The organism is Nesterenkonia halobia (assembly GCF_039536005.1).
In the GTDB taxonomy this organism is placed as follows: domain Bacteria; phylum Actinomycetota; class Actinomycetes; order Actinomycetales; family Micrococcaceae; genus Nesterenkonia; species Nesterenkonia halobia.
This window is the reverse complement of sequence record NZ_BAAAYG010000010.1, coordinates 42,693-68,843: the sequence shown is the minus strand read 5'-3', so window position 1 is coordinate 68,843 and position 26,151 is coordinate 42,693. Positions and strand designations below refer to the sequence as shown.

The 26,151-nt window shown below is 72.3% G+C and carries 22 protein-coding genes, 1 tRNA gene and 1 other RNA gene; 7 read left to right on the top strand and 17 right to left on the bottom strand.

The window, feature by feature from the left end; genetic code table 11:
- Positions 1-110: 110 nt before the first annotated feature.
- Positions 111-1,391, top strand: coding sequence for an MFS transporter (locus ABD652_RS11540; RefSeq protein ID WP_344721480.1), 1,281 nt, complete (start codon positions 111-113; stop codon positions 1,389-1,391).
- 166 nt (positions 1,392-1,557) lie between these two features.
- Here ABD652_RS11540 and ABD652_RS11535 read toward each other — a convergent pair whose 3' ends face one another.
- The 5 genes from ABD652_RS11535 to ABD652_RS11515 all read right to left on the bottom strand — a co-directional run bounded on the left by ABD652_RS11535 (position 1,558) and on the right by ABD652_RS11515 (position 6,762).
- Positions 1,558-2,223 carry a GntR family transcriptional regulator gene (locus tag ABD652_RS11535; protein WP_344721478.1) on the bottom strand — a complete coding sequence of 222 codons (666 nt, stop codon included), beginning with the start codon at positions 2,221-2,223 and terminating at the stop codon, positions 1,558-1,560.
- Between the two features lie 111 nt (positions 2,224-2,334).
- Positions 2,335-4,110, bottom strand: coding sequence for an acetyl/propionyl/methylcrotonyl-CoA carboxylase subunit alpha (locus ABD652_RS11530; protein ID WP_344721476.1), 1,776 nt, complete (start codon positions 4,108-4,110; stop codon positions 2,335-2,337).
- Entirely contained in the window at positions 4,107-5,888 is a 1,782-nt protein-coding gene (locus tag ABD652_RS11525; RefSeq protein WP_344721474.1) for a 5-oxoprolinase subunit B/C family protein, read from the bottom strand. Before ABD652_RS11525 ends, ABD652_RS11530 begins: the two co-directional genes overlap by 4 nt.
- Positions 5,885-6,646: a LamB/YcsF family protein gene (locus tag ABD652_RS11520; RefSeq protein WP_344721472.1), complete on the bottom strand. Its 762-nt coding sequence runs from the start codon at positions 6,644-6,646 to the stop codon at positions 5,885-5,887. The genes ABD652_RS11525 and ABD652_RS11520 overlap by 4 nt, the downstream gene beginning before the upstream one ends.
- Complete coding sequence (locus ABD652_RS11515; protein WP_344721470.1) at positions 6,628-6,762, bottom strand: hypothetical protein; 135 nt, start codon at positions 6,760-6,762, stop codon at positions 6,628-6,630. The genes ABD652_RS11520 and ABD652_RS11515 overlap by 19 nt, the downstream gene beginning before the upstream one ends.
- Before the next feature lie 17 nt (positions 6,763-6,779).
- On the opposite strand from ABD652_RS11515, the gene ABD652_RS11510 reads away from it, so the two are divergent.
- Positions 6,780-8,081, top strand: a complete 1,302-nt coding sequence (locus tag ABD652_RS11510) for an MFS transporter (RefSeq protein ID WP_344721468.1) — start codon at positions 6,780-6,782, stop codon at positions 8,079-8,081.
- 120 nt (positions 8,082-8,201) lie between these two features.
- Here ABD652_RS11510 and ABD652_RS11505 read toward each other — a convergent pair whose 3' ends face one another.
- From ABD652_RS11505 to aceA, 6 genes are all read right to left on the bottom strand, one after another.
- A complete protein-coding gene (locus ABD652_RS11505) occupies positions 8,202-9,110 on the bottom strand; it encodes a glycine betaine ABC transporter substrate-binding protein (RefSeq protein ID WP_344721466.1) in 909 nt (302 codons plus the stop codon).
- 60 nt (positions 9,111-9,170) lie between these two features.
- Entirely contained in the window at positions 9,171-10,097 is a 927-nt protein-coding gene (locus ABD652_RS11500) for an ABC transporter permease (protein WP_344721464.1), read from the bottom strand.
- Entirely contained in the window at positions 10,094-11,287 is a 1,194-nt protein-coding gene (locus ABD652_RS11495) for a quaternary amine ABC transporter ATP-binding protein (protein WP_344721461.1), read from the bottom strand. The genes ABD652_RS11500 and ABD652_RS11495 overlap by 4 nt, the downstream gene beginning before the upstream one ends.
- Before the next feature lie 547 nt (positions 11,288-11,834).
- Entirely contained in the window at positions 11,835-13,328 is a 1,494-nt protein-coding gene (locus tag ABD652_RS11490) for a helix-turn-helix domain-containing protein (RefSeq protein WP_344721459.1), read from the bottom strand.
- A 16-nt stretch (positions 13,329-13,344) separates the two neighbouring features.
- Complete coding sequence (gene aceB, locus ABD652_RS11485) at positions 13,345-15,042, bottom strand: malate synthase A (protein ID WP_344721458.1); 1,698 nt, start codon at positions 15,040-15,042, stop codon at positions 13,345-13,347.
- Between the two features lie 103 nt (positions 15,043-15,145).
- Positions 15,146-16,495: an isocitrate lyase gene (aceA, locus tag ABD652_RS11480; protein WP_344721456.1), complete on the bottom strand. Its 1,350-nt coding sequence runs from the start codon at positions 16,493-16,495 to the stop codon at positions 15,146-15,148.
- A 228-nt stretch (positions 16,496-16,723) separates the two neighbouring features.
- Here aceA and ABD652_RS11475 point away from each other — a divergent pair, with 228 nt between their 5' ends.
- Entirely contained in the window at positions 16,724-17,494 is a 771-nt protein-coding gene (locus ABD652_RS11475) for an SDR family NAD(P)-dependent oxidoreductase (RefSeq protein ID WP_344721454.1), read from the top strand.
- A 99-nt stretch (positions 17,495-17,593) separates the two neighbouring features.
- Positions 17,594-17,962 (top strand): hypothetical protein, encoded by a 369-nt coding sequence (locus ABD652_RS11470; RefSeq protein ID WP_344721452.1) that lies wholly within the window; start codon positions 17,594-17,596, stop codon positions 17,960-17,962.
- Positions 17,963-18,097: 135 nt separating this feature from the next.
- Here ABD652_RS11470 and ABD652_RS11465 read toward each other — a convergent pair whose 3' ends face one another.
- From ABD652_RS11465 to ABD652_RS11455, 3 genes are all read right to left on the bottom strand, one after another.
- Positions 18,098-19,180, bottom strand: a complete 1,083-nt coding sequence (locus tag ABD652_RS11465) for an FUSC family protein (protein ID WP_344721450.1) — start codon at positions 19,178-19,180, stop codon at positions 18,098-18,100.
- Entirely contained in the window at positions 19,177-19,701 is a 525-nt protein-coding gene (locus tag ABD652_RS11460; RefSeq protein WP_344721448.1) for a LytR C-terminal domain-containing protein, read from the bottom strand. Before ABD652_RS11460 ends, ABD652_RS11465 begins: the two co-directional genes overlap by 4 nt.
- 245 nt (positions 19,702-19,946) lie before the next feature.
- Positions 19,947-21,656, bottom strand: coding sequence for an alpha-keto acid decarboxylase family protein (locus ABD652_RS11455; RefSeq protein WP_344721446.1), 1,710 nt, complete (start codon positions 21,654-21,656; stop codon positions 19,947-19,949).
- Positions 21,657-21,890: 234 nt separating this feature from the next.
- Between ABD652_RS11455 and ABD652_RS11450 the strand changes: the two genes are divergently transcribed.
- Entirely contained in the window at positions 21,891-22,910 is a 1,020-nt protein-coding gene (locus tag ABD652_RS11450) for a hypothetical protein (RefSeq protein WP_344721444.1), read from the top strand.
- On the opposite strand, the gene ABD652_RS11445 is transcribed toward ABD652_RS11450, so the two are convergent.
- Positions 22,886-23,323 (bottom strand): hypothetical protein, encoded by a 438-nt coding sequence (locus ABD652_RS11445; RefSeq protein WP_344721442.1) that lies wholly within the window; start codon positions 23,321-23,323, stop codon positions 22,886-22,888. The two genes, ABD652_RS11450 and ABD652_RS11445, sit on opposite strands and share 25 nt — an antisense overlap.
- Before the next feature lie 205 nt (positions 23,324-23,528).
- An RNA gene (gene ffs, locus ABD652_RS11440) (signal recognition particle sRNA small type) lies at positions 23,529-23,625 on the bottom strand.
- A gap of 192 nt (positions 23,626-23,817) precedes the next feature.
- Between ffs and ABD652_RS11435 the strand changes: the two genes are divergently transcribed.
- Positions 23,818-23,902: transfer RNA gene (locus tag ABD652_RS11435), tRNA-Ser, on the top strand.
- 273 nt (positions 23,903-24,175) lie between these two features.
- On the opposite strand, the gene ABD652_RS11430 is transcribed toward ABD652_RS11435, so the two are convergent.
- A complete protein-coding gene (locus tag ABD652_RS11430) occupies positions 24,176-24,907 on the bottom strand; it encodes an O-methyltransferase (RefSeq protein WP_344721439.1) in 732 nt (243 codons plus the stop codon).
- A 151-nt stretch (positions 24,908-25,058) separates the two neighbouring features.
- Here ABD652_RS11430 and ABD652_RS11425 point away from each other — a divergent pair, with 151 nt between their 5' ends.
- The gene (locus tag ABD652_RS11425; RefSeq protein ID WP_344721437.1) at positions 25,059-26,150 is read left to right on the top strand and encodes an acyltransferase family protein; all 1,092 of its coding nucleotides are present in this window, start codon (positions 25,059-25,061) and stop codon (positions 26,148-26,150) included.
- Position 26,151 lies beyond the last annotated feature (1 nt).

Below are 26,151 nucleotides of genomic sequence, written 5' to 3'. Positions count from 1 at the left end.
TCAGGCTATCGCGACACCTCCCCGAGGGAATGTCCGACGCCGACGGCGCGCTGCACCCGTCCGGCGCCGCCTCGACGCGGCGCCGAGCCGCCCGCGCCCGTCCCCCGCCCGTGTCCCGCACGGACGCCTCAGCTGCAGGAGGAACCACGCAGACGTCATCGCGCCCCGCCCCGAGCCTCTCGGAGACCCCCGGCTCCCCCGCCCCGCCGTCGCCGCGGCGCCTGCTGGTCGGCTTCTTCGCCGCCTCGGCCTCCCTGGTGCTGATCTTCGTCGGCGCCGGGACTCCGATCCCGCTCTTCCCCACCTACCGGCTCGAGGACGGGCTGACCAACGCCGACCTCGCCGCCGCGGCGGCGACCTACATGGTCGCCGCGGCCTTCTCGCTGCTGGTGCTGGGCCGGCTCTCCGACCACTTCGGGCGCCGCCCGATCGCCGTCGTCGCGCTGGTGCTGGCCGCCGGCGGGATGGGCGCGCTGCTGACCGTCGACGGCGAGGCCCCGCTGCTGCTCGGCCGCGGGCTCCAGGGGCTGGCCACCGGCATCGCCACCAGCGCGCTGGGCGCCTATGTCATCGACTCTGCCCCGAGACGACCGCCCTGGCTGGCGGCCGTGGTCACCTCGGCGGCGCCGATGCTGGGCATTCCGACCGGTGCGCTGCTCTCCGGCGCCCTGGTGGACCACGGCCCCGATCCGCGGCATCTGACCTACGGAGTGGTGCTCGTCGGGCTGCTGGCGGCCGGACTCGCCGTCGCGCTGAGCCCGGAGACGACGCCGCGCACCTCGCTGCGGCGCGCGGCGGCCTCGCTGCGCCCGCGGATCACCGTGCCGCGCGGCGCCGGCCGCCCGCTGCTGGCGATGTCCGCGCTGATCCTGGCGACCTGGTCGGTCGGCGGCTTCTACCAGTCCTTCGGCCCCTCGATCACCACCGACCATCTCGGCTCGACCTCGGCGCTGGTGGCCGCGGCGGTGTTCTCCTCGTTCACCGTGCTGAACATGATCGGCGGACCGCTGACGGCGAGGCTGCGCCCGGTCCTCGGCCTCCGCCTCGGCGCGGCCGCCTACGTGCTCGTCCTCGCCGGGATCCTGGCCTCGCTGGCGGCCGGGGCCATCGTGCCCTTCGTAGTCCTCAGCCTGGTCGCCGGCATCACCCAGGGCACGGCCCAGACCGGCGGGATGCGCACGCTGCTGCCGATGACCTCCCCCGGCGAACGTGCCGGCCTGGTCTCGACGATCTACCTGGTCAACTACTCCTCGGCGGCGATCCCCTCGCTGATCGCCGGGCGACTCACCGAGCACCTCTCGCTGGTGACGATCGGTCTGGGCTACGGCGTGCTCGCGCTGCTGGCGGTCACCGCCGCGCTGGTCCTCTCGCGGAGCCCGCGGCAGGGCTGACGCGTCCAGCTGCGGCACCGGGCCGGTCGCCGCGGCCGTCCCCACCCGCGCCGCAGCACGTCCCCGTCTGCGTTGCCTCTGGAGTTCGGGCCTTAACCCCCTCCGAACAGCAGGGGGTTAAGGCCCGAACTCCAGAGGCAACGCGCATCGGGCGTCCGGCGGCGGATCATCCGCCGAGCCGGGCGCCCAGCAGCTGCTCGGCGTGGTCGAAGTAGGACTCCATATGCCGTTCGGCGCCGTCGCGGTCGTCGGCGCGCAGCAGCCGCACCAGCTCGGCGTTGCCGGCGGCGAACTCCACGTGGAAGGTCGGCTCGCCGCGCATCACGTGGAAGACCAGCCGCATCCGCGCCAGGATCCGCTCCATGAAGGTGCTCAGCTGCTCCGAGCCGGCCTGGGCGACCAGCCGGCGGTGGAAGCGCTGGTTGGCCTCGGCGACGGCGGCGACGTCGTCGGCCGCGGCGCGCTTCCGGGCATGGGCGACGAGCGCGTCCAGCTCGTCCAGCGTCGCCGCGTCGAAGGCCGCCTGGCGCACCGCGCCGATCTCCACGACCCGCCGGACCCGGTAGATCTCGGCGAGGTCCTCCGACGTGGGGGCGTGGACGAAGACGCCGACGTTCGGCCGCCGCTCGGCCAACCCCTCGGCGGCCAGGGTCTGCAGCGCGCTGCGCAGCGTGTGCCGCGAGACCTGCAGATCCGCGCAGAGCTGGACCTCGGGCAGTTTCGCGCCCGGGGCGACCTCTCCGGCGGCGATCCGCGCGCGCAGCACTGCCGCGGCGCGTTCGGCGCGCTGGGCCGTCTCGCCGCGCGGTCCGGCGTCCTCGGTGCGATCCATGGGCTCCACACTACCGAGCGCGCCGACGGTCGAGTGCTCGGCGGCCCGAGGGCGACGGGGCGCGCCGGGGCCGATCGGGCCGACCCGGCCGGCGGACCCGGGCCGACTGGCTCAGCGGACGGTGCCCAGCCGCTGGCCGGCCGCGAGCATCTCGCCCGGCTCCAGCGCGGCACGCTCCAGCGTGCCGGCCTGCGGCGCGGTGACGGTTTGCTCCATCTTCATCGCCTCGACGACGGCGAGCGCGTCACCGGCCGCGACGACGGCGCCGTCCTCGGCGGCCCAGCGCACCAGCGAGCCGCCGACCGGCGTGGTCACCGCGCCGTCCTCGGCGCCCGGCCGGTCGACGTCGGCGGCGGATCCACCGGCCTCCCCCGCCGGAGCGCCTCCCAGTCGGCGCAGCAGCGCGGCGGGCAGTCCGAGCTCCACCGTCCGGCCGTCGAGCTCGACAGTGCTGCGCAGCATCTGCTGCTCGCGGTGGCGCAGCGCGGCGGCCAGATGCTCGGACTCGGCGAGCTCGGCGTCGAACTCCTCCTCGATCCAGCGGGTGTGCACGGCGAAGCCGCCCGCACCGTCGGCGGCACGGAAGGCCGGGGCCTCGAGCACCGCCCGGTAGAAGGGCAGCACGCTGGGCACGCCCTCGATCCGCATCTCGGCCAGCGCCAGCCGCGCCCGCCGCAGCGCGGTCTCGCGGTCCGGGCCGGTGATGATCAGCTTGCCGATCATCGAGTCGAAGGCCGCCGGGATCTCGTCGCCGCCGCGCACCCCGGCGTCGAGGCGCACTCCGGGCCCGGTCGGCGGGTCGAAGCGCTCCACGAGGCCGGGAGTCGGCAGGAAGCCCAGCGCCGGGTCCTCGGCGTTGAGCCGGAACTCGATCGCGTGCCCGCGCGGCGCCGAGTCCTCGGGGAGGTTCAGCGGCTCGCCCGCGGCGACGCGCAGCTGCTCGACGACCAGATCCACTCCGGAGGTCTCCTCGGTCACCGGATGCTCAACCTGCAGGCGGGTGTTGACCTCCAGGAAGCTGACCAGCGGCTGCGAACCGGCATCATCGGCGTCGCTGAGCAGGTACTCCACTGTGCCCGCACTCACGTAGCCGGCCGCCGCGCAGATCGCGGCGGCGGAGGCGCGGATCCGCTCCTCCACGCCGGCGGGCAGGAAGGGCGCGGGGGCCTCCTCGACGAGCTTCTGCCCGCGACGCTGCAGCGAGCAGTCGCGCAGTCCGACGACGGCGACGTGCCCGTGCGCATCGGCGATCACCTGCGCCTCGACGTGCCGCGGGCGGTCGAGGAAGCGCTCGACGAAACACTCGCCGCGGCCGAAGGCGCCCTCGGCCTCGCGCACCGCCGAGGCCCAGGCCTCCTCGACGGCGTCGAGGTCGCGGACCACCCGCATGCCGCGGCCGCCGCCGCCGTGGGCGGCCTTGATGACCACCGGCAGCCCGTGCTCGGCGGCGAAGTCCCGCACCGCCTGCGGACCGGAGACCGGCCCGTCGGTGCCCGGGGCCAGCGGCGCGTCCACCGAGGCGGCGAGCTCGCGGGCGGCGACCTTGTCGCCGAGCCTCTCGATGGTCTCCGGCGAGGGGCCGATCCAGATCAGCCCGGCCGCGGTCACCGCCCGGGCGAAGTCGGCGTTCTCGGAGAGGAAGCCGTAGCCGGGGTGCACGGCGTCGGCGCCGGTCGACTGCGCGGCCTCCAGGATCTTCTGCTGATCCAGATAGGTCTCGGCCGCCGTGGTCCCGGCCAGCGGCACGGCGACGTCGGCCAGGGCCACGGCGAGCGAGTCGGCGTCCTGGTCGGCATGGACGGCGACCGTCTCCAGGCCCTGCTCGGCGGCGGCCCGGATGATGCGCACGGCGATCTCGCCGCGGTTGGCGATGAGGAGTCGTCTCATGGGGTGTCCTGGGTCGTGGGGTCGTGGTCGGGATGGTCGGACGCGTCAGCGCCGTCGGGTCCGTCGGGCCCGTCGACGGCTCGCAGTCGCAGGTGCTGGCCGGGGGCCAGCTGCGCGGCGGCCGAGAGGTCCTCGGCGAGGACGACGGCGATCACCGGATAGCCGCCGGTGACGGGATGGTCGTTGAGGAAGAGCACCGGCGTCCCCGACGGCGGGACCTGCAGCGCCCCGCGCGGCACGCCCTCGCTGGGCAGCTCGCCGTCGCGGGCGCGGCGCAGCGGTCGCGGGGCGTCAGAGGAGGTGCCGTCGGCGTCCTCCGCCGACTCTCCCAGCTCCAACCGCACGCCGATCCGATCGGCCTGGGCGGAGACCCGCCACACCTGGCGCTGCAGCCGGTCGAGCTCCTCGGCGGCGAACCAGTCGTCGCGCGGCCCGAGGACCACGCGCAGCGTGATCGCGCCGTCGGCGTCGGGGGCGGGCAGCGTGCTCGGCTCCTCCGCGCCCACCGGGGCGAGGGCGGAGTCGGCGACGGCGAGCCGGTCGCCGGCCTGCAGCGGCGCGGGGCCGAGGCCGGACATGGTGTCGGCCGAGACGCTGCCCAGCACCTCCTCGGCGGCGAGGCCGCCGCGGACGGCGACGACGCCGCGCAGCCCGCGGCGCGGGGCGTCCAGGGTCAGGGTCTCGCCGGCGATCAGCGCGAAGGGCGCCCGCAGTGCCGGGGAACGCGCAGCGCCGTCGGCGGAGACGACCTGCAGACCGACCTCGGCGCCGGTGACCGCGAGCACCACCGTCTCGGCGGCCCGCAGCCGCAGTCCGCCCTGGAGGGTCTCCAGCACGGCGGCGTCGGCGGCGTTGCCCACCAGCCGGTTCGCCTGGCGCATCGCGGCCTCGTCGGCGACGCCGGCGCGCGAGACGCCGAGGTCGCTGAGTCCCTCGCGGCCGAGGTCCTGGACCAGCGTCTGCAGCCCGGGGTCGAGCACCTCGAGCCCGGGCTGCTCCGACGCGGCGTCCGGCGGCTCCTCGGCGGCGTCGTCGCCCTCCGGCGGCTGCGGAGCGTCGCGCAGCGTGGCCAGCTCACGGACCGGCCGATGCCGGACGACGTCGCCGGGGCGCACCAGCGCCGGGGACTCCCCCGCCGCGGCGCGGTCGAGATCCCACATCGCCGCGTCGGTGCGGCCGATCAGCTGCCAGCCGCCCGGCGAGACGCGCGGGTAGACCGCGGAGAACTCGGCCGCCAGCGCCACCGAGCCGGCCGGCAGCGCCGTGCGCGGCGTCTCTCGCCGCGGCACCTGCAGCGCCTGCGCGGCGTCGGTCGGGGTGCAGTAGGTGAAGCCGGGCGCGAAGCCGCCGAAGGCTCCGGTCCACTCCTGGCCGGCGTGCCAGGCGATCAGCGCCTCGCGGCTCATCGAGACGGCGGCGGCGACCGCGTCGAGGTCCTCGCCGTCGTAGACGACGTCGAGCCCGACCACGCGGGCCTCGGCCGCCGAGAAGCCGGCCACCTGCAGCGCGGCGAGCCGCTGCCGCGCGGCGGCGGCCGAGGCCGGGGCGTCGAAGCGCAGCAGGATGGTGCGCGCGGCGGCCACCGCCTCGCGCTGGCCGTCCAACGGACGGGCGCAGAGCTGCTGGTGATGGGCGAGCACGTCCTCGAGCCGCGCGTACTCGACCAGCAGTGCCCGGTCTCCGGCGGCGCGGACGCCCAGCGGCGCCGCACTGTGGCCGCCCTCCAGGACAGCCGAGGCATCGGCCGGGGCGTCGGCCGGCTGCTCGGGGCCGCTCATGCGACGAAGCTGCGGATCTCGACGTCGGCGTCCTGCAGCCCGGCGCGCACGGCCGCGGCCATCTGCACCGCACCGTCGGTGTCGCCGTGGACGCAGATGCTCTCGGCCTCCATGGGCAGCACGGTGCCGTCGCGGGCGACGATCTCGCCGGCGGTGGCCAGTCGGACCATGTTCGCCACCACCGCCTCGGCGTCGTGGAGCACGGCGTCCGGCTCGCGGCGGGAGACCAGCGTGCCGTCGGGCTCGTAGTTCCGGTCGGCGAAGGCCTCGGCGACGCCGCGCAGTCCGGCCTCGGCGGCGAGCTGCAGGCCGCGCGAGCCCGGCAGCAGCAGCACCGGCAGGGAGTCGTCGACGGCGGCGATGGTGTCGATGACCGCTCGCGCATGCGTCTCATGGGCGATCATCGCGTGGTACAGCGCCCCGTGCGGCTTCACGTAGCGGATCCGCGCGCCGGAGGCGGCGGCCATGGAGGCCAGTCCGCCGAGCTGGTAGCGCACGTCGGCGGCGAGCTCCTCGTAGGAGCACTCCAGATGGCGGCGGCCGAAGCCGGCGAGGTCGCGGTAGGCGATGTGGGCGCCGATCGCGACATCCTGCTCGGCGGCGGTGCGGGCGGTCTGCTCGATGGTCATCGGATCGCCGGCGTGGAAGCCGCAGGCGATGTTCGCACTGGTGACCGTGCGCAGGATCGCGGCGTCGTCGCCGAGCCGCCAGCGGCCGAAGGACTCGCCGACGTCGGAGTTCAGATCGATCGGTGCCACAGGTGCTCCTCCTCACGTTCGGAACCTCCAGCATGCCGCAAATCACAGGATTGTTCAACAATTCCTGCTCGGCGCGTCTGCCGCTCGACGCCGGGCCCGCCGATCGTGTGCTCCATGAAACAATCCTCTGGTGATGGACCATGAGAGGGAGACCCCGCAGACCGGACCGCAGCAGCCCGCCGTCGACGCCGCCTCCTCCCCTCGCCGCGAGGGCCGCCGCGAGGAGCAGCCGGCCCGGCGCGAGAGGCTCTTCACCCGGGACTTCCTGCTGGCCATCATCATCAACGTCATCCTGGCGCTGGTCTTCTACATGCTGGTCACCGGCATGGCGGTCTTCGCCGTCGAGGAGTTCGCCGCCGACCAGACCGCCGCGGGCTTCGCCGCCTCGGCCTTCGTCATCGGCGCGCTGATCTCGCGCTTCGCCGCCGGCAAGTACGTCGACTTCCTGGGACGGCGCCGCACCGTCATCGCCGGCCTGGCGATCTACGTGCTCGCCGGCGTCGCCTATCTCTGGGTGGACTCCTATCCGGCGCTGATCGCGCTGCGCATGGTCCACGGCATCTCCTTCGGCTTCGGCCAGACGGCGCTGAACGCCGCAGTCTTCGCGCTGATCCCGGCCAGCCGCCGCGGCGAGGGGGCGGGCTACTACATGCTCGCCGTCGCCCTGCCGCCGGCGGTGGGACCGATGCTCACCCTGCAGCTGACCGAGCTCTTCGACTTCTGGGCGATGTTCCTGGCCACCTCCGCGGTCTCGGTGGTCGGGCTGCTCGCCGCGCTGTTCATCCGCCTGCCCGCCCCGCCGCATGTGCCCGACCGCTGGAAGGACCGGCTGCGCCTGCGCCCGGGCGACATCCTCGAGCCGCGGGCCCTCCCGCTGGCGACGATCGCGATGATGCTCGGCTTCGGCTTCGCCTCGGTGATGACCTTCCTCAACGGCTTCGCCCGCAGCGAGGGGATGGTCGACGCCGCCTCGCTGTTCTTCCTCATCTATGCCGGCGCCGTGCTGGTCACCCGGCTCGTCGCCGGGAAGATCCAGGACCGCTTCGGCGACAACACCGTCGTCTACCCCGCGCTGGTGCTCTACGCAGTCTCCCTGGGCCTGCTGGCCTGGTCGCCGGACCAGGCGGTGGTGCTGCTCTCCGGCGTGCTGGCCGGACTGGGCTTCGGCGCGCTGCTGCCGGCCTTCCAGGCCACCATCGCCGCGCTGCTGCCGGCCACACGGACCAGCATCGGCATCTCGACGTTCTTCATCCTGCTCGACTCGGGCTTCGGTCTCTCCCCGATGATCCTGGGCCCGCTGCTGGAGCTGGGCGGCTACCGACTGATGTACGCCGCCTGTGCGGTGCTGGTCACCGCGACGATCGGGCTCTACTGGCTGCTGCACGGCCGCCACGGAGTCAAGCAGGGCGTCCCGCGGCGACTGCGCGCCGACTGAGCGCGGTCGGGCCGCCGGCCGACCCCGCCCGGACACGACGACGGCGGGGCCCGACCGTGTGGCCGGACCCCGCCGCGACGGGTCGAGCCGACGACGTGCAGCGCCGTCAGCCGGACATGATCACTCCGTGACGGAGTCGATCAGGTCCTGGTTGTTCTCGACGAACTCCTCGGCGCCGGCGGCCGGGTCGTCCTCGTGCTGGTTGACCACCAGGTCCTCCAGCTCGCCGTACTGCTCGTCGTCCAGCGTCAGGTTGCCCATCCACTCGGCGACATCCGGGAACTCCGAGGAGAACTCGGCGTTGGCGATCGCATTCAGCGTCTCCGGCTCGCCCATGGCGCCCTTCGGGTCCTCCAGATCCTTCACCGGGTACTCGGCGTTGGCCCAGAACGGACGCCACAGGGCCACCAGGATGTCCTCCTCGTTCTCCGTGGCCTCCTCGAGCTCGGTGAGCATCGCCGTGGTCGAGGACGTGACATGCTCATAGTTGTCCCCGAGGTTGTACTCCGGGATGGCGCTGTCGTCGATGACGCCGGTCAGCCCTGCCCCCGGCTCGATGCCGGTGATCTGGCCGTCGAAGAGCTCGGCGTTGTCATTGAGCTCGGCGATGGAGTCCACCTCGGTGTACTCCGGCACGGCCATGGTGAGGACGGCGCCCTCGTAGTACGCGCCGAGGTCCTCCAAGTCGTCGCCGTACTCCTCCATGTAGTCAGCGTGGGTGACCTGCGGCCAGGCCGAGGGGTACACGTCGTAGTCGCCCTCGGCGACGGCGGTGTACAGCGGGCCGGCCTCGGACATCTCCTCGATCTCGACGGTGTATCCCTCCTCCTCCAGGATCACCTTCCACAGATGGGCCATGCTCAGGCCGTCGGTCCACGAGGGGAGGATGCCCAGGGTGACGGTGCCGCCGCCCTCGCCGCCGTCGCCGCCGCCGTCGCCGCCGGACTCTCCGGAGTCCGAGCAGGCGGACAGCGCCAACGCGGCGGCCGCGGTCAGGCCGACGAACTTCGTGATCTTTCCTGTCTGCATATTTCCTACCTCTTCCTTCATTCAGTGCGAGATTTCGGAGGGTGGCCTGTAGGGCTCGACTCAGGCGGCTGCGACGGTCTTCGCCTCCCTGCGCCGCTGCAGCAGCCGACTGATCATCCCGCCGCCGGCGGACCGGTTGCCGATGGCCGCGGTCACGCGGTCCAGATAGATGGCCAGCGCCACCACGGAGAGCCCTGCTTCGAAGCCGAGGGCGATGTCGATGGTGCTCATCGCCTTGGAGACCTCGCCGCCGAGGCCGCCGGCGCCGACGAGCCCGGCGATGACGGCCATGGAGAGCGCCAGCATGATGACCTGATTGACGCCGGCCATGATGGTCGGCATGGCCAGCGGGATCTGGATGCGGCGCAGGATCTGGCCCGGCGTGCTCCCGAAGGCGTGGCCGGCCTCGACGACTTCGGCGTCGACCTGGCGGATTCCCAACTCGGTGAAGCGCACGCCCGGGGGCAGGCAGAAGATCAGCGTGGCCACCACGCCGGGGGCGAAGCCGACGCTGAACAGCGCGACGACGGGAACCAGCCAGACGAAGGGCGGCATGGTCTGCATCAGGTCCAGGACCGGACGGACCGTGTTGCTGACCTTCTCCGATCGAGCGGCCAGGATGCCCAGCGGAATTCCGATGATCAGCGCGATCGCGGCGGCGATCACGACCATCACGAACGTGTCCATCGCCTCCTGCCACATGTCGACGCTGATGATGAACGCCATCAGCACCGCGCTGAGCACGCCGAGCTTCCAGCTCTTCAGTGCCCAGCCGATCAGCGCGAAGACGACCAGGAGCACGAGCGCGTCGAAGGACGTCAGCACGGCCAGGAACCCGTCGCCCACGCTTGTGATGAAGGTGCTGACGAAGTCGAAGAACACCTCGAAGGTGTCCTTCAGCCAGTCGAAGCCGGTGTCGATCCACTCGCCGACCGGCACGCGCGGGATCACCCGCGAGCCGTCGGCCTCAGCAGCTGCGCGGATCATCCGATCACCTCCATGGATCCGGTGGCCGTCGACGTCGGGTCGGCGAGCGCGTTGAGCAGCGTCACCCGGGGGATGACGCCCTGCAGCCGCTGCTCGTCGTCGACGACGGCGAGCGCCATCGGCGACTCGGCCGCGGCGGTCATCAGGTCGACCAGCGGGGTCTCCGCCGCGACCGCCGGCACCGGCCGGATGATCCCGTCCAGGCTCTGCGTGCCGCTGCGCACCGCCTCGGCGACGTCGGTCTCGGTGACCAGCCCGACCAGGCGACGGCCGTGGGCGACGACCAACAGTGTCGTCGTCTGCCGCTCGCGCATCAGCCGGTGGGCGCTGCGCGGGCCCTGTTCGGCGCCGAGCGTGACCGCCGGTGGTTCCATGATGCTCTCCGCGGAGAGCACGCGGGTACGGTCGACGTCCTGGACGAACTGGGCGACGTAGTCGGTGGCCGGGTCGTTGAGGATCTGCTCGGAGGTGCCGATCTGCACGATGCGCCCGTCGCGCATCATCGCGATGTGGTCGCCCAGGCGCATGGCCTCGTTGAGGTCGTGGGTGATGAACAGGACGGTCTTGCCCAGCTGGTGCTGCAGCTCGATGAGCTGGTCCTGCATCTCCCGGCGGATCAGCGGGTCGAGCGCGCTGAAGGCCTCGTCCATGAGCATCACGTCGCTGCCGGCGGCCAGCGCGCGGGCCAGGCCGACGCGCTGACGCATGCCGCCGGAGAGCTGGTCCGGGCGCTGTCCGCCCCAGCCGTCCAGGCCGACCATGCGCAGCGCCTCCTCGGCCCGCCGCTCGCGCTCGGAACGATTCACGCCCTGGACCTCCAGGGCGTAGGCGGCGTTCTGGCCGACGGTGCGGTGCGGCAGCAGCGCGAAGTTCTGGAAGACCATCGAGACCTTCTCCCGACGGACTTTCCGGAGGCCGGCGGCTCCCATGCGGGCGATGTCCTCGCCGGCGATCTTCACCGAGCCGGCGGTGGGCTCGAGCAGCCCGTTGACCATGCGGATCAGCGTGGACTTTCCGGAGCCGGAGAGTCCCATGACGACGAAGATCTCCGAGTCGGAGACGTCGAAGGAGGCGTCGATGACGGCGGCGGTGATGCCGTCCTCACGCAGGTCGTCCCGCGTCTCGCCGGCCTTCAGGCGCTCGACGCCGCGTTCGGGCCGACGCCCGAACACCTTGTACGCGTCGCGCACGCTGACGACAGGATCTGTTATGTCCTGAGTCACATCTTTCCTTCATTCGGGGACAGGGGCGCCGCCGAGCCGGCCGCTCCCGCCCCGCGCGACGGGGTCCGCCCCAACGGGCAGAAAGTTCCCCGGCGGGGAGATGAGAGGAGTGACGATGAACTCACGGCGCGAGTGCATCGAGCCTACCAATCCTGCCGACGCCCCCGGAAAACTCTGTCCGGATTGGAGATTCCGATCCGATCACGATGTGAGCTCAGCCTCGCGCGGGCGCCTGCCTGCGCGAGGTCGCCGCGGCACTGCGGGGACCACCCGACGACGGAAGGCGAGACCGCGCGTCCCGGCCGGCATGGAGAGCCATCTCGGAACGTCATATTTCACACCTCTCCGCAGGCAGATTCTGCGCGCAATTCGCGCTCCTCCTGCGGATCGGGCGCGAGAGGGCAGCGTCGTCATATTCGACGCCGCGCGTGATCTGACTCACGCCGTCACGGTGCCGCACGACCGACGGCGGCACCGGCTGGAGCACCGGTTGCAATACCGGCCGGCGTCGGCCTCACTCTCCCGGCCGGTGCCGCTCCAGGAACTCGTAGACCTCAGTGGTGTCGACGCCGGGGAAGGCCCCCTGCGGCATCGCCGCCAGCAGGTGGGTGTTCGCCCGGGCCGCCGGCCAGGCCTGCCCCTCCCAGACCGCGGCGAGCTCGTCCGGCGGACGGCGGCAGCAGCTCGGGTCGTCCGGGCATCGCGAGCGGGTGCGCTCGGAGGTGTCGCCGCCGCGGAACCAGCGGGCGTGTTCGAAGGGCACGCCGATGCTCAGCGAGTACTGCCCCGAGGAATGGCCTTCGGTCCGCGCAGTGCACCAGAAGGTGCCGACGGCGGTGTCGGTGAACTGGTTGAACGAGCGGAACTTGTCCTCGGCGTCGAAGACGGTCCGCGAGGTCCACCAGCGGCAGACGGTCTGCCCCTCGATCGCCCCGGAATGGTCGGCCGGGAAGTTCACCCCGTCGTTCTCATAGACCTTATGGATGATCCCGGACTCGTGGACCTTCTGGAAGTGACAGGTGATCCCCAGATGCTCGGTGGCCAGATTGGTGAATCGGTGCGCGGCGGACTCGTAGGAGACTGCGTAGGCGTCGCGCAGATCCTCGATCGCCAGCTCGCGCCGGGACTTGGCCTCGCGCAGGAAGGGGGCGGCGGTGCGCTCGGGCATCAGCAGCGCGGCGGCGAAGTAGTTCGTCGCCACCCGCTGGCGGAGGAACTCCGAATAGTCCTGCGGCTCGGCGTGGCCGAGGACCTGGTGGCCCAGCGCCTGCAGCAGCACCGACCGGGCGTCCTGGCCCTCGCCGCGGGACTGGGCCAGGTAGACGATGCGGTTCCGCTGGTCGGTGACCGAGCGGGTCGAATGCGGCAGGGAGGAGACGAAGCGGACCGTATAGCCCAGGTGATCGGCGATGTCGGCGACGACGTGGTGGGACAGCGGACCGTCGCCGTGTCCGACGGCGTCCAACAGGCCCTGCGCCTCCGCCTCGATCTCCGGATAGTGGTTGTTCCGCGCGCGCATCTCGCCGCGCAGCTCGGTGTTCGCCCGGCGGGCCTCCTCCGGCGTGGCCGCCTGCTCCTCCATCCGCCGCCACAGCTCGCGCTGCAGGGACACCAGCGACTCGAGCACGTCCAGCGGCAGCCGCGGACTCACCCGCACCGTCGGCAGCCCCAGCGCCGAGTACAGCGGACCGCGCTGGGCCTTCTCCAGCTCGATCTCCAGCGCCGCACGGCGCGACGGCGGCTCGGCGCCCAGCAGATCGTCCAGGCTCACCCCGAGGGTGGCGGCCAGCTGGGTGAGCTGGCTCAGCTTCGGCTCGCGGCGGCCGTTCTCCAGCAGCGAGAGCTGGCTGGGGGCGGTGTCCAGCCGCTCGGCGACGTCGTCGAGGGTCATCCGCGCCTGTTTCCGCAGGTGCCGCACACGCCGGCCGAGGGCGACGAGGTCGAGCTCCTCGTCGCCCTCGGCGGGCGCGGACGGGGCTGCCTCGGACCGAGTGTCCATGGCGGCCATTCTAGGCACCCGTGGCTCAGCTCACAGCCGCGGCGGGCTCGCGGCGGGATTCGTCGCGGGTCTCGTCACGGGCCGCACGGTCCTGGCGCAGATGCCGGTCATAGCCCGGCAGCGTGAGGAACTCCGGGAACTCCTCGGCCAGCGCGCATTCCGCGAAGAGCCGCACCGCGTCGTCGATCCGGTCGTCCTCGGTCCGCGGCAGCCGCTCGACCTCCTCGTCGACCAGCCGGGCGACGAACGCCCGGGTGATCTCCTGCCCCGAGGAGGTGTGGCTGCCGGTGCGGATCCACTGCCAGACCTGCGAGCGGGCGATCTCTGCAGTGGCGGCGTCCTCCATCAGGTGGTCGATCGCCGCCGCTCCCCGGCCGCGCAGCCAGGACTCCACGTAGCGGATGCCGACGGCGATGTTCGCCCGCAGCCCGGACTCGGTGATCCGCCCCGGCGTCGAACGGACGTCGAGCAGCGCCGCCGCGTCGGGGACGACGTCCTCGCGGTCGCGGTCGATCTGGTTCTCGATGCCGCCCATATGCTCGTCGAAGACCTCCTCGACGATCGGGACCAGATCCGGATGCGCGACCCAGGAGCCGTCGAAGCCGTCGGCCGCCTCGCGGGTCTTGTCCTCGCGGACCTTGGCGACGGCCTCCTCGGTGGCCTCGGGATTCCGACGATCCGGGATGAAGGCGGCCATCCCGCCGATGGCCGAGGCCCTGCGGCGATGGCAGGCGCGGACCAGCTGCTCGGTGTAGGCCCGCATGAACGGTGCGGTCATCGTCACCTGCGCCCGGTCCGGCATGACGAACTCCTCGCCGCGATCGCGGAAGTTCTTGATCATCGAGAAGATGTAGTCCCAGCGGCCGGCGTTGAGCCCGGCCGAGTGGTGCTGCAGCGCGTGGAGGATCTCCTCCATCTCGAAGGCGGCGGTGATCGTCTCGATCAGGACCGTCGCCCGGATGGTGCCGTGCGGGATGTCCAGCATCTGCTGGGCCCGGGTGAAGATGTCGTCCCAGAGCTGCGCCTCCAGGTGGCCCTCGATCTTCGGCAGGTAGTAGTACGGACCGCGGCCCTGGTCGATGAGCCGCTGACCGTTGTGGAACAGGTGCAGCCCGAAGTCGACGAGCCCGCCGGACATCGGCTCGCCGTCGACCAGCAGGTGCCGCTCCTGCAGATGCCAGCCGCGCGGCCTCACGATGATCGTGGGCATGTCGGTCAGCTCCGCCTCGCGCAGCGCGTAGTGCTTGCCGTTCTCCGCGGTGAAGTCGATCCGGCGCTCCAGCGCGTCGGTGAGGTTCAGCTGGCCCTCGATCATCGTCGACCAGCAGGGCGTGGAGGCGTCCTCGAAGTCGGCCAGCCAGCAGCGGGCGCCGGAGTTGAGCGCATTGATCGTCATCTTCCGGTCGACCGGTCCGGTGATCTCCACGCGCCGGTCCTCCAGTCCCGGAGCCAGCGGGGCGACGAGCCAGGAGGAGTTCTCGCGGATCTCGCGGGTCTCGGGCAGGAACCCGGGGTCCTCGCCGTTGGCGAAGCGGCGACGGCGCTCGGCCCGGTGGCGCATCAGCTCGCGGCGGCGCGGCTCGAACTCGCGGTGCAGCGCGGCCAGGAAGCGCAGCGCGTCGTGGGTGAGCACCTCGCCGAGCCGGGGGATCTCCGGACCGGCGACGGTGACGCCGTCGATGGTCGGGGGCATGGAATGCGTCGGGGTCGTCGGGAACGACATGATGATCTCCTTCGATCAGCAGGGGCGGGGAATGCAGTGAGGTCGAGTCGACGGGGCGGGGCGACCGGCGGGATCGCGGGGGTGCCGGCCGCCCCGGCGGGGATCAGCTGAACTGGCCCTCTTCCGTGGAGCCGGCCAGCGCGACCGTCGAGGAATCGGGATTCAGCGTGGTGGAGACGGCGTCGAAGTAGCCGGTGCCGACCTCGCGCTGATGCTTGGTGGCGGTGTAGCCGGCCGCCTCGGCGGCGAACTCCTCCTCCTGCAGCTCCACATAGGCGGCCATCTGCCGCTCCTTGTAGCCGGCGGCCAGCTCGAACATCGAGTGGTTCAGCGCGTGGAAGCCGGCCAGGGTGATGAACTGGAAGGTGTAGCCCATCGCGCCGAGCTCGCGCTGGAAGCGCGCGATCGTGGCGTCGTCGAGGTTCTTGCGCCAGTTGAACGACGGCGAGCAGTTGTAGGCCAGCATCACGTCCGGGTGCTCGGCCTTGACCTCCTCGGCGAAGCGCCGCGCGGCCTCGAGGTCCGGGGTGCCGGTCTCCATCCAGATCAGATCGGCGTAGGGCGCGTAGGCCTTCGCCCGGGCGATGCAGGGCTCGATCCCGCTGCGGACCTTGTAGAAGCCCTCGGCGGTGCGCTCGCCGGTGAGGAACTGCGCATCGCGCTCGTCGATGTCCGAGGTGATCAGCGTGGCCGCCTCGGCGTCGGTGCGGGCGATGAGCAGCGAGGGGACGTCGGCGACGTCGGCGGCCAGCCGCGCGGCCTGCAACGTGCGGATGTGCTGGCCGGTGGGGACCAGCACCTTGCCGCCGAGGTGCCCGCACTTCTTCTCGCTGGCCAGCTGGTCCTCCCAGTGGACCGCCGCCGCACCGGCGGAGATCATCTGCTTCATCAGCTCGTAGGCGTTGAGCGGGCCGCCGAAGCCGGCCTCGGCGTCGGCGATGATCGGGACCAGCCAGTCGTCGACGCTGCGCTCGCCCTCCAGATGCTCGATCTGGTCGGCGCGCATCAGGGCGTTGTTGATGCGGCGCACGACGCTCGGCACCGAGTTGGCCGGGTAGAGCGACTGGTCGGGGTAGGTGTGGCCCGAGAGGTTCGCATCGCCGGCGACCTGCCAGCCGGAGAGGTAGATGGCCCGCAGCCCGGCGCGGACCTGCTGGACGGCCTGGTTGCCGGTCAGCGCACCCAGTGCATTGGTGTAGGTGCCGGCGGCATGCTCTGCGGCGAGCTGGCCCCAGAGCTTCTCGGCGCCGCGGCGGGCCAGCGTCTGCTCCTCGAGCACCGAGCCCTGCAGGCGCACGACCTCCTCGGGGGTGTAGTCGCGGCGGACGCCGGCCCAGCGCGGGTCGGTCTGCCAGGCCCGCCGGATCTGCTCGGCGCGCTCGGCGTCGGTGCCGGTCTCGGCGCTGCGGGTCGCGGTCGGGGTGCTCGTCGTGGTCTCAGCAGTGGCAGTCACGGGGTTCTCCTTCGAATCGGTGACCGGCGGCTTCTTCGCCGTGGAACCCACTCTGCGGCCGCCGCAACCCCTTTGTGCGAGGAATCCGGGGAGAATTTCTGCACTTCTTCGCGACGGCGAAGAAATCGACGCTCTCGCGCCTCGCCGCGGCCCGTGACCTGCCGCCGGCGCCTCCGTAGGCTGTGGACAGGAGCGACGACGTCACCGACGACGGCGAGGAGGACGACGATGGATCTCTCAGGCACCAGCGCGATCGTCAGCGGGGGCGCCTCGGGGCTCGGCCTGGCCGCGGCGACGCGGCTGCATGCCGCCGGCGCCGAGGTGGTCGTGCTCGACCGCCCGGACGACGCGTCCTCGACGCGCGCGCAGCAGGTCGCCGCGATCGGCGAGCGCGCGCACTTCGTCGGCGGCGACGTCACCGATCCGTCCGCCGCCGCGGCCGCCGTCGAGGCCGCGACCGACCGGGCCCCGCTGCGCGCGGCCGTCAGCTGCGCCGGCGTCGCCTCGCCGGGGAAGCTGGTGGGGCGCCGCGGCGCGCTGGACTCGGAGACCTTCATGCACGTGCTGGCGGTGAACACCGGCGGGACGATGAATCTCATGGCCCATGCCGCCGAGGCCATGCAGGCCAACGAGCTGCGCGGCGAGGACCGCGGGGTACTGATCAACACCGCCTCGATCGCGGCCTTCGAGGGGCAGATCGGCCAGATCGCCTACTCCGCCTCCAAGGGGGCGGTGGCCTCGATGACGCTGCCGGCCGCCCGCGAGCTGGCCGCGACGCAGATCCGGGTGGTCACCATCGCCCCAGGGCTCTTCGAGACGCCGATGATGGCCGGGCTGCCGGAGGAGGCCCGCACGTCCCTGGCGGAGAAGACCCCGCATCCGGCCCGACTGGGTCGCCCGGAGGACTACGCGCTGACCGTCGAGCAGATCCTGACCAACCCGATGCTCAACGGCGAGGTGATCCGGCTCGACGGCGCCGTGCGGATGGAACCGCGCTGACCGGCGGGGAGAGGCCCGCGAGCGCCCCGGAGCGACCGCACTTCTACTACACTGTGTAGAAGAATCGTCCGTCATCCGCACCGACCCTGAAGGAGCCCCATGCCGCGCCTGACCATCGGCCTAGGCGGGATCCTCGTCCTGCTCGGCATCATCGCCTACATCGCCACCGCCTTCGCCAGCGCCACCGCCCTGATCCCGTCGGCCCTCGGCGTGATCCTGGTGATCAGCGGGATCATCGGGGTGAAGCGCCCGAAGATCGGCATCCACATCGCTCTGGTGGTCGCGCTCATCGGCGCGCTGGGCACCCTGATGCAGGTCTCGAGCCTGCCGGCGCTCTTCGCCGGCGAGGCCGAGCGGCCCGGTGCGGTGATCACCGGAAGCATCGCCTTCGTGCTGCTGGTGGTCTACCTGGTCCTGGGAGTGCGCTCGTTCATCCGCGCCCGCCGCTGGGAGGGCCAGCAGGGCTGATCGTGCAGGACCACCGGACTGCCGGAGTGCCTCCGGTCCCGTCCGTGGCGAGCGCACACCTGATGTGTCACCGAGGAACGCCGACCGGGCCTTCGGTGACACATCAGGTGTGCCGCGGCACCGCCTCGGGGCAGTTCAGCGCACGGCCGCCCGGCGCCGCACCAGGTGGACGACGCCCATGATCGGCAGCAGGACCAGCCCGCCGAGCAGCGTGTCCAGCACCCGGTCCACCACCAGCTGGTCGACCGGCCGCGGCTGGGAGAGGTGGCTGACCATCAGCGCCAGCGGCGTGATGAACAGCAGGGCGAACCAGTAGACGCGGACCACGAAGAGCTCGGCGATGAACTGGAAGGCCGCCACCAGCAGGATCACCACCGGCGTCGGCGGGTCCAGCACCAGCAGCGCCCAGGCTCCGCCGACGCCCAGTGTGGTGCCGACGACGCGGTGGATGATCCGCGCCAGGCTCAGCGGGGCATGCGGCCGGGGCATGCAGGCGGCCACGGCCACCGCCGCCCAGTAGGAGTGCCCCAGGCCCACCAGCGAGGACAGCTGCATCGCCGCCGCCGTGCCGGCCGCCGCGAGGGCGGCCAGTCCCCACAGCGCCGGGTCGGACAGCGCGTGCAGGGCCCGCCGGGGCGAGTCCAGCGGCCCGAGCAGCCGACGGTGGGGACCGGGCAGCCGGCGCAGCGGCCGGCCGATCAGGGTCAGGAGCAGGCAGAAGACCACTGTGGCCGCGGAGATGCCCAGCCGCGGCAGGAACTGCTCCGGCGTCAGCGGGATCGAGGAGATCACCCCGAAGGCGAAGACCATGAAGATCGGCCCGAACGGCTTCAGCGCCATCGCCTGCGAGACCACCATGCCCAGCGCGGCGACGACGGCGAGCCCGCCGACCACCGCGTCATCGGGCGAGCCGCGCAGCGCCACGGCCATCGCGGCGGCGATGATCGCCAGGAACACCGTGCCGACGACGGCGAGGGTGGTCAGCCGCCGCCGATAGGTCTCGCCGCGGCCGTAGAGGATCACGAAGGCGGCGAAGGCCGCGTAGGCGGCCAGGTCCTCGGCGCCGGCGGCATGCAGCACCATCAGCGAGACGCCCACGGCGACGGCGGCGCGGAGGCCGACCTCGACCTCCAAACGGCCGAGCGAGGCCGGCCAGACCAGCTCGCGCCGTCGGCCGCGTCCGTCCGGTCTCGACGGCGCCGCCCCGGCGCCGCTCACGACCCGCCCTCGCAGGACAGCCGTCCGGGGGCCGGCTCGACGTCGGACGCAGTCCCCGGCCCGTCATACCCGGAGCCGAGCACCAGATCGACGGCGAAGGTGCTCCGCCCGTCGAGGTCGACGACCGCCGCGGGCAGATGCTCCTGCAGCGTATGGGCCTGGCGCAGCCCGCGGCCGCCGGCGCGGATGATGCTGTCGAACTCCGTGTCGGCGACGTATTCGTTGCCCACGTCGGCCACCCGGAACCCGCGGGCGCGCAGGTCCTCGGCGGCCTCGCCGGCCAGCCCGGACTCGTTGGTGGCGTTGTAGACGCTGATGCGCACCCGCTCCGGCACGACCGGGGCGAGCACGTTCTCGGGGCAGTCCTCGGTGTGCGGCACTCCCCCGCCGAGCTCGACGGAGAGCGTGCCGTCGATCATCAGCCAGCTGCCCAGCGTGACGGCGGCCAGCACCAGGCCCGAGGAGACAGCGACGAGGAGGCGGGACCGGTCCCGCGTCTCAGGAGGATCGGCCGGACTCATGCTGGCCATTCTACGAGCGCCGGCCGGACCGAGGGCGCGCGACGGGACTGCGCGTCGTCGCCGCCGACCCCGAGGATCAGCGGGCGGCGGCGACCGCGCCGGAGACCGCACCGAACGCCGTCTTCGTCTCCATCACCTGCGAGCCTATGCGGACAGCACAGCGAGCGACGAGCGAGGTGACTGCCGGATCGAGGTGCAGTTTCCTGCACCCCGATCCGCGAGGGCGGCGGCGGCTCCGCCCCGGTTCAGCGCTTCAGCGCCTCGGCGACGTCGTTCAACAGCCGGGGAATGTCGTCACGGGCGGTGATCGCCTCGATGAGCACCAGCTGGTCGCGGTGGGCCATGGTGTCCCGGCAGGCCTCGAGCAGCTCGGCCTCCGTGGTGACGCGGTGGTACCGATACGTGCCCTCGGCCGCGCCGAAGAGCTGCGGCACCAGCTCCCAGCGCCACCGCGGGATGTCGTTGTAGGACTGGTCGGGGCCGTGGATCGCACGCTCGACGGTGTAGCCGTCGTTGTTCACCAGCACGACCACCGCCGGCAGCTGCTCGCGGATGATGACGCCCATCTCCTGGATGGTCAGCTGCGCGGAGCCGTCGCCGATGAGCAGCACCGGCCGGCGCTCGCGGTCGGCCAGGCCTGCGCCGAGGATCGCCGGCAGCGTGTAGCCGATCGAGCCCCACATCGGCTGGCCGATGAACGTCGACGACGCCGGGAACCGGTGGGCGGCCATGCCGAAGTAGCTGGTGCCCTGGTCCGCGGCGACGATGTTGCCCGATTCCAGCTGCGAGGCCAGCGTCGACCACAGCGCGTCCTGGGTGAGCGCCCCCTCCCCCGGCTCGTGCGGCGTCGTCGGGTCCTCGGCGGTCTCGTGCGGCATCGCCTCGACGTCGCCGAGGTCGCTGATCACCCGATGGATCACCTGCAGCGCGACCTCCAGCGAGATCGGGGTGAAGACCTCGCCGGCGACCCGGGCTCCGAAGCGCGAGATCTCGATGAGCTTCGCCGCGTCCAGGTCCATCGAGAAGCCGGCGGTGGTGTTGTCGGTGTACTCCACTCCGACGGTGATCAGCGCCTCGGCCTCCTCGATCACCTCGCGCACCTGCGGCTGCGAGGCCGCGCCGGCGTAGATGCCGACGAAATGCGGATCCGATTCGTCGACCAGCGTCTTGCCCCAGGCCAGCGTGGCGAAGGGCAGCCGGGTCTCGGAGAGCATCGCCGAGAGCTGCTCGGTCGCGCCCAGCCGGTGGACCATCAGATCGGCCAGCACCGCGGCCCGGCGCCCGGAGAGGAAGCGGCGGACGGCCTGCTCGAAGGCCGCCTCGGCCCCGGGCGTGGTCTGCACCAGGTCGGTGGCCAGCGGCGTGTTCGGCGGGAAGGTCGGCACCTCGGCGACGTCGTGGGCCAGCATCAGATAGCCGGGCTTGCGGCGGAAGACCACCTCGCGCAGCACCCGGTCTATCTCCCAGGTGGCGGTGGCGGCGTCGAGGTCGGCATGAGCGCAGGTGACCTCGGCGGCCATGCGCACGAAGTGCTTGAAGTCGCCGTCGCCCAGCGAATGGTGGATCTTCCGGCCCGAAGCCTGCACGTCCTTCGGCGGAGCGCCGACGATCTGCACCACCGGCACCGACTCGGCGGTGGAGCCGGCCAGCGCATTGATCGCGGAGAGCTCGCCGACGCCGTAGGTGGTCAGGAAGGCCCCGATCCCGCGGATGCGGGCGTAGCCGTCGGCGGAGTAGCCAGCGTTGAGCTCATTGGCCGAGCCGACCCAGTGGACTCTGTCGTGGGCGACCACGTGGTCCAGGAAATGCAGGTTGAAGTCGCCGGGGACGCCGAACATCTCGGTCAGCCCGAGCTCGGCCAGCCGGTCGAGCAGGTAGTCGCCGATCGTGTAGTCGCCGCGGTCCTGCCGGGTCTCCGAGTTCTGCTGAATCTGCTGGTCAGCGGGTGCGGGCATGGAGGTCACCTTCCATCGGTCGTCGAGCAGGCGTCCGCCCTTGTGGGACTTTCCGCATGCTGTGCGGTGAGGCACACTGGACGCACGAACCACGGGGCTGTGGCGACCATCGTGTCCTCAGAACGGGGGACGTCTCGGCGGGTTGCGCAGCTCACGTCCCGCCACCCATTGTCCAGTGAACGTCCGGATTCTGCACGGCCCGCCCCGGCAGACACGACTCGAGGAGCCGCGACGATGCCCACCACCACCTCCAGGTCCCCGTCCCCGCTGCTCGCACTGGGCACCGCCGCGCTGCTCGCGCTGACCGGCTGCCAGAGCGGCGGAGACGGCGAGGACGGAGGCCCGGACGACGGCGCGACGGCGGGCACGTCTGCGGCGTCGAGCGAGGACGCCGACGGCGGTGCCGACGGGAGCGCTGCCGGCGGTGCCGACGGGAGCGCTGCCGGGGGTGCCGACGGGAGCACCGGAGAGGAGTCGTCCGCGGCGACGGAGTCGGAGGATCCCTCAGGAGACGCCTCGACCTTCACCTCGGCGGAGGGCACCTACAGCTGGCAGGTGCCCTCCGGGCTGAGCCTCGGCGAGGACACTGCGGAGCAGCAGTCGGAGTGGCCCGACGGCGAGTCCTCGCAGAGCTACCCGATCACCAGCTCCGACGGGCTGGTCTACGGCGAGATCGTCATCAACACCTCCACCGATGCCGGAGGCGCACCGCCGATGTACCGCGAGGTCCTCGACTCGCGGCAGCTGACCGACGCCGCCCAGGGAGAGACGGAGACGTGGGCGCAGAGCCTGCTCTCCAGCAACTGTCTGACCACCACTCAGCAGGTCCCTCCCGAGGGGAGCGACTCCTCGGACGACGCCTCCGTCCCCGAGGACTGCGAGTACCGGGTCGTCATGAGCCTGGTGTCCGTGGAGCCCGACGAGGCCCTCGAGGACTCCAGCGTCTGGGCCTTCTTCCACCACACCCCTGAAGAGCGGGCCGGCAACGTGATCATGAACGCGACGCTTCCCCCGCACCCGGAGAACGGGGACCCGACCTGGCTCAGCCGCGAGGAGGCCGAGGAGCTGGCCGACACTCCGCAGTACCAGCAGCTGTGGGAGCTGTTCACCAGCTTCGCCCTGCATGAGGATGCGGCCGAGGGGCCGGAGGAGTCACCGGCCGATGCGCAGAGCGAGAGCCCGACCGACGCCTCGGAGGACGAGACCGGCGACGACACGACCTCCGAGAGTCAGGAGACGGCGGACGAGAGCTGATCGGCCTCGGTGCGAACCTCCGCCCGACCCTCGGCGGCCGCCGTCGCGGCGATGCCGAGGCCCGACATGATGGCCATCGCCGCCCGCGGCCGCGGCACGCCCAGCCTCTGCAGGCCGCGCTCGGCGGCGTCGTCGGCCCAGAGCGAGAAGCGGGCGACGCCGTACGCAGTCCCGCCCACGACGGCGCCGGCGACGAGGCCGGCGACTGCACGGCGCAGCGGCGAGGCCGATCGCTGCGCTCGCGCGGCCGAGTCCTGCGCGGCCGATTCCCCGGCGGGCTGCTCGTGCTCTGCGGCGGCGGTCGACGACGGCGCGGGGGCCAGGGACATCACAGCAACACCGCCGCCGAGGAGCACCGCCGGGCCCCACAGGTAGAGCGCGCGCACCGCACGCGGCCAGCGGCGCGCGGGCATGAGGGCCAGCAGACCGGAGACTGTGCCCTGGATCCAGGGATCGCCGACAGCGCGTCGCCTCGTGGAGCAGGGAGCTGACAGGAGGCGAGAGGAGGGTGAGCTCATGACCCGCACTCTAGGAGGCCTCGAGCCGGCCGCCATCCGCCCCGGGGATGATCCCGCGTCACGCAGGACATCGCCGGACGGCCCGAAGCCGGCTCGGGCATGGAAAGGCCCCACGTGCACCTGCCAGAGCCCACCTACCCTTGCTACCTTCCGGTCCTGGGGGAGTTCAGCAGGATGACACCACACGTGGGGCCGACGTCCATAGTAGCCCTCGCCTGCTCGGCTTGGCCAACCAGCACCCGCCCGGACCCGGTGAGACGACTCACCCGCCGACCCGAGGCTTCGATGTGCGTTCCGCCCCCGATGTCCGCTAGGATGAAATCTGCTTTCGCGGCATCGCCGCGTGCACCCGAGGGTGCCGCCGGCGGAATCGCCGCGGAAAGCGGCCAGGAGGATTCGCCTAGCGGCCTATGGCGCACGCTTGGAACGCGTGTTGGGTTAACGCCCTCGAGGGTTCGAATCCCTCATCCTCCGCCGATCGAGGCCCGGAGCTCCCACGGAGCTCCGGGCCTCTTCTTCGCTCCGGCCCGGCTGAGAGCCCGCCCCGCGCCGATCGAGTGGCGGCTCCCAGCAGCTTCTGCCGCGGCGACACGGCGCGTCTTCGGGGAGATGCCGCTCGGAGCCGCCACTCGACGCCAGGGCACGAGGGCACCGAGACGCGCAGCGCAGGAGAGTCGCCCACAGCAGCTCAGGCTCGCAGCCCAGACCCACGCCCCAGGCCCGCAGTCCCAGATCAATCAGCCCCGCTCAGGACGCCGGCTCGCGCACCACCGCCAGGCTGAAGCCGTCCCATCCCTTGGCGCCGACGGTCTGCACCGCCGTGGCCTCCAGCCGCGGGTCCTCGCCCTGGTCCTGGAGGAACTGCCGGATGCCGCGGATGTCGGGATCCGACGAGTCCGCGTCGAGCACGGCGCCGTCGCGGACCACGTTGTCGCCGACGATCACAGTGCCCGGACGGGCCATCTGCAGCGCCAGCTGGAGGTAGCGCGGGTTGCCCGCCTTGTCGGCGTCCAGGAAGACCAGGTCGAAGGCCGCCCCGTCGCCGCCGCGGTGCTCCTCCACCAGCTGCTCGAGAGTCTGCTCGGCCGCGCCCACACGGATGTCGACGCGGCCGCCGACGCCGGCGGCGTCCAGGTTGGTCCGGGCGACGTCGGCATGGGCCGGCTCGGCCTCGCAGGTGACGACCGCGCCGTCGCCGCCGACGGCGCGGGCCATCCAGAGCGTGGAGAAGCCGGCCAGCGTGCCGACCTCCAGCACCCGCCGAGCTCCGGAGATCTCGGCCAGCAGCCCGAGGAGCTTGCCCGTGCCGGCAGAGACCTCGATGCCGGGCATCGAGGCTTCCTGCGCGCGGCGCTGCACTTCGGCGAACGACTCGTCCGGGCGGACGATGCTGCGCTCGAGATGCGCGTCGACGTCGGCCCAGGAACGGGTCGTGCGATCGGGGCCGGGCTGGGTCACGGAATCCGCGGAATCGTCCATGGCGTCAGCCTATGGACCTCGAGCCCGCGCGCGGAAGGTCGCGCCGCCGGCACCTCCGGCTCCGCCAGTTTCGCCAGCTCCGCCAGCTCCGCCAGCTACACTGAGCTCGGCCCACCCGCCCGATCCCGGACCAGGACCGCCTTCGCCGCTCATGTCTGCTCCCGCCGCCTCCGCCTCCTCCCCCTCTGCTCCGCAGGGGCCCTCCGCCGCGCGCCCGCGCATGGAATGGATGGACCTGCTGCGCGGCACCGCGGTGCTGCTCGTCGTCGTGCTCCATGCGGCGTCCATCCCGGCCTCCACCGGCGATGCGATCCGCGAGTGGGTCCTGATCAACCGCTACGTCGAGCCGTTCCGCATGCCGATGCTCATGCTGCTCTCCGGGATGCTGCTGCCGACCTCGCTGGCGAAGCCGACCGCCCAGTACCTCTGGGGCAAGGTCGCCGGGATCGTCTGGCCGGCGGCGGTGTGGATGGTCCTCTACGGCGTCCTGGTCTTCCGCAACGGTCCGGGCGACCCCGACTACTGGCTGACCGGCGACTACCTGTGGTTCCTGCTGGCACTGTCGGCCTGCTACCTCGCGGCCGTGCTGCTGCGCTCCGTGCCCGCCGTCGGCGTCGCCGCGGCGATGCTCGTCGTCGTCACCTCCGTCGACGTCCCCGCCGGCCTGGCGACGAAGACCCTCTACTACGGCGCCTTCTTCTTCCTGGGCGCCGGGCTGGGTCACCTGGTGCCGCGGTGGATCACCGTACGGTGGCCACTGGTGGCGCTGCTCGGCGTCGCCGCGGCGGTGCTCTCCCACCTCGGCCTGGAGGACCAGCGGCTGCGACTCGGCACGCTGGAGGCCGCCGGCATCTCGGCGCTGGGCCTGCTGGTGATCCTCTGGGTCGCTCCGCGGCTGCCCGTCGGCGGAGCCGCGCAGTTCCTGCGCTGGGTCGGGCGCAGCTCGATCGTCGTCTACGTCGTCCACTTCCCGATCCTGGTGCTGCTCCACCGCGGCCTCGATCGCCTCGGCGCCGACCCGGCCTGGCACGTCGCGCTGACCACCGCCGTCGGACTGGCCCTGACAGTGCTCATGGTGCGCCTGCGGCCCCGGATGCCGTGGCTGTACCTCGCCCCGGGCGCGGCGCGGATCGCCGGGCGGCTGCGGGCCCGCGCCGAGGCGCGAGAAGAGGCCGGCACAGGGGCCGACGCCGGGGCCAGCACCGGGGCTCCGACGAATGCGGACGTCCGCGCTGCACGGTAGG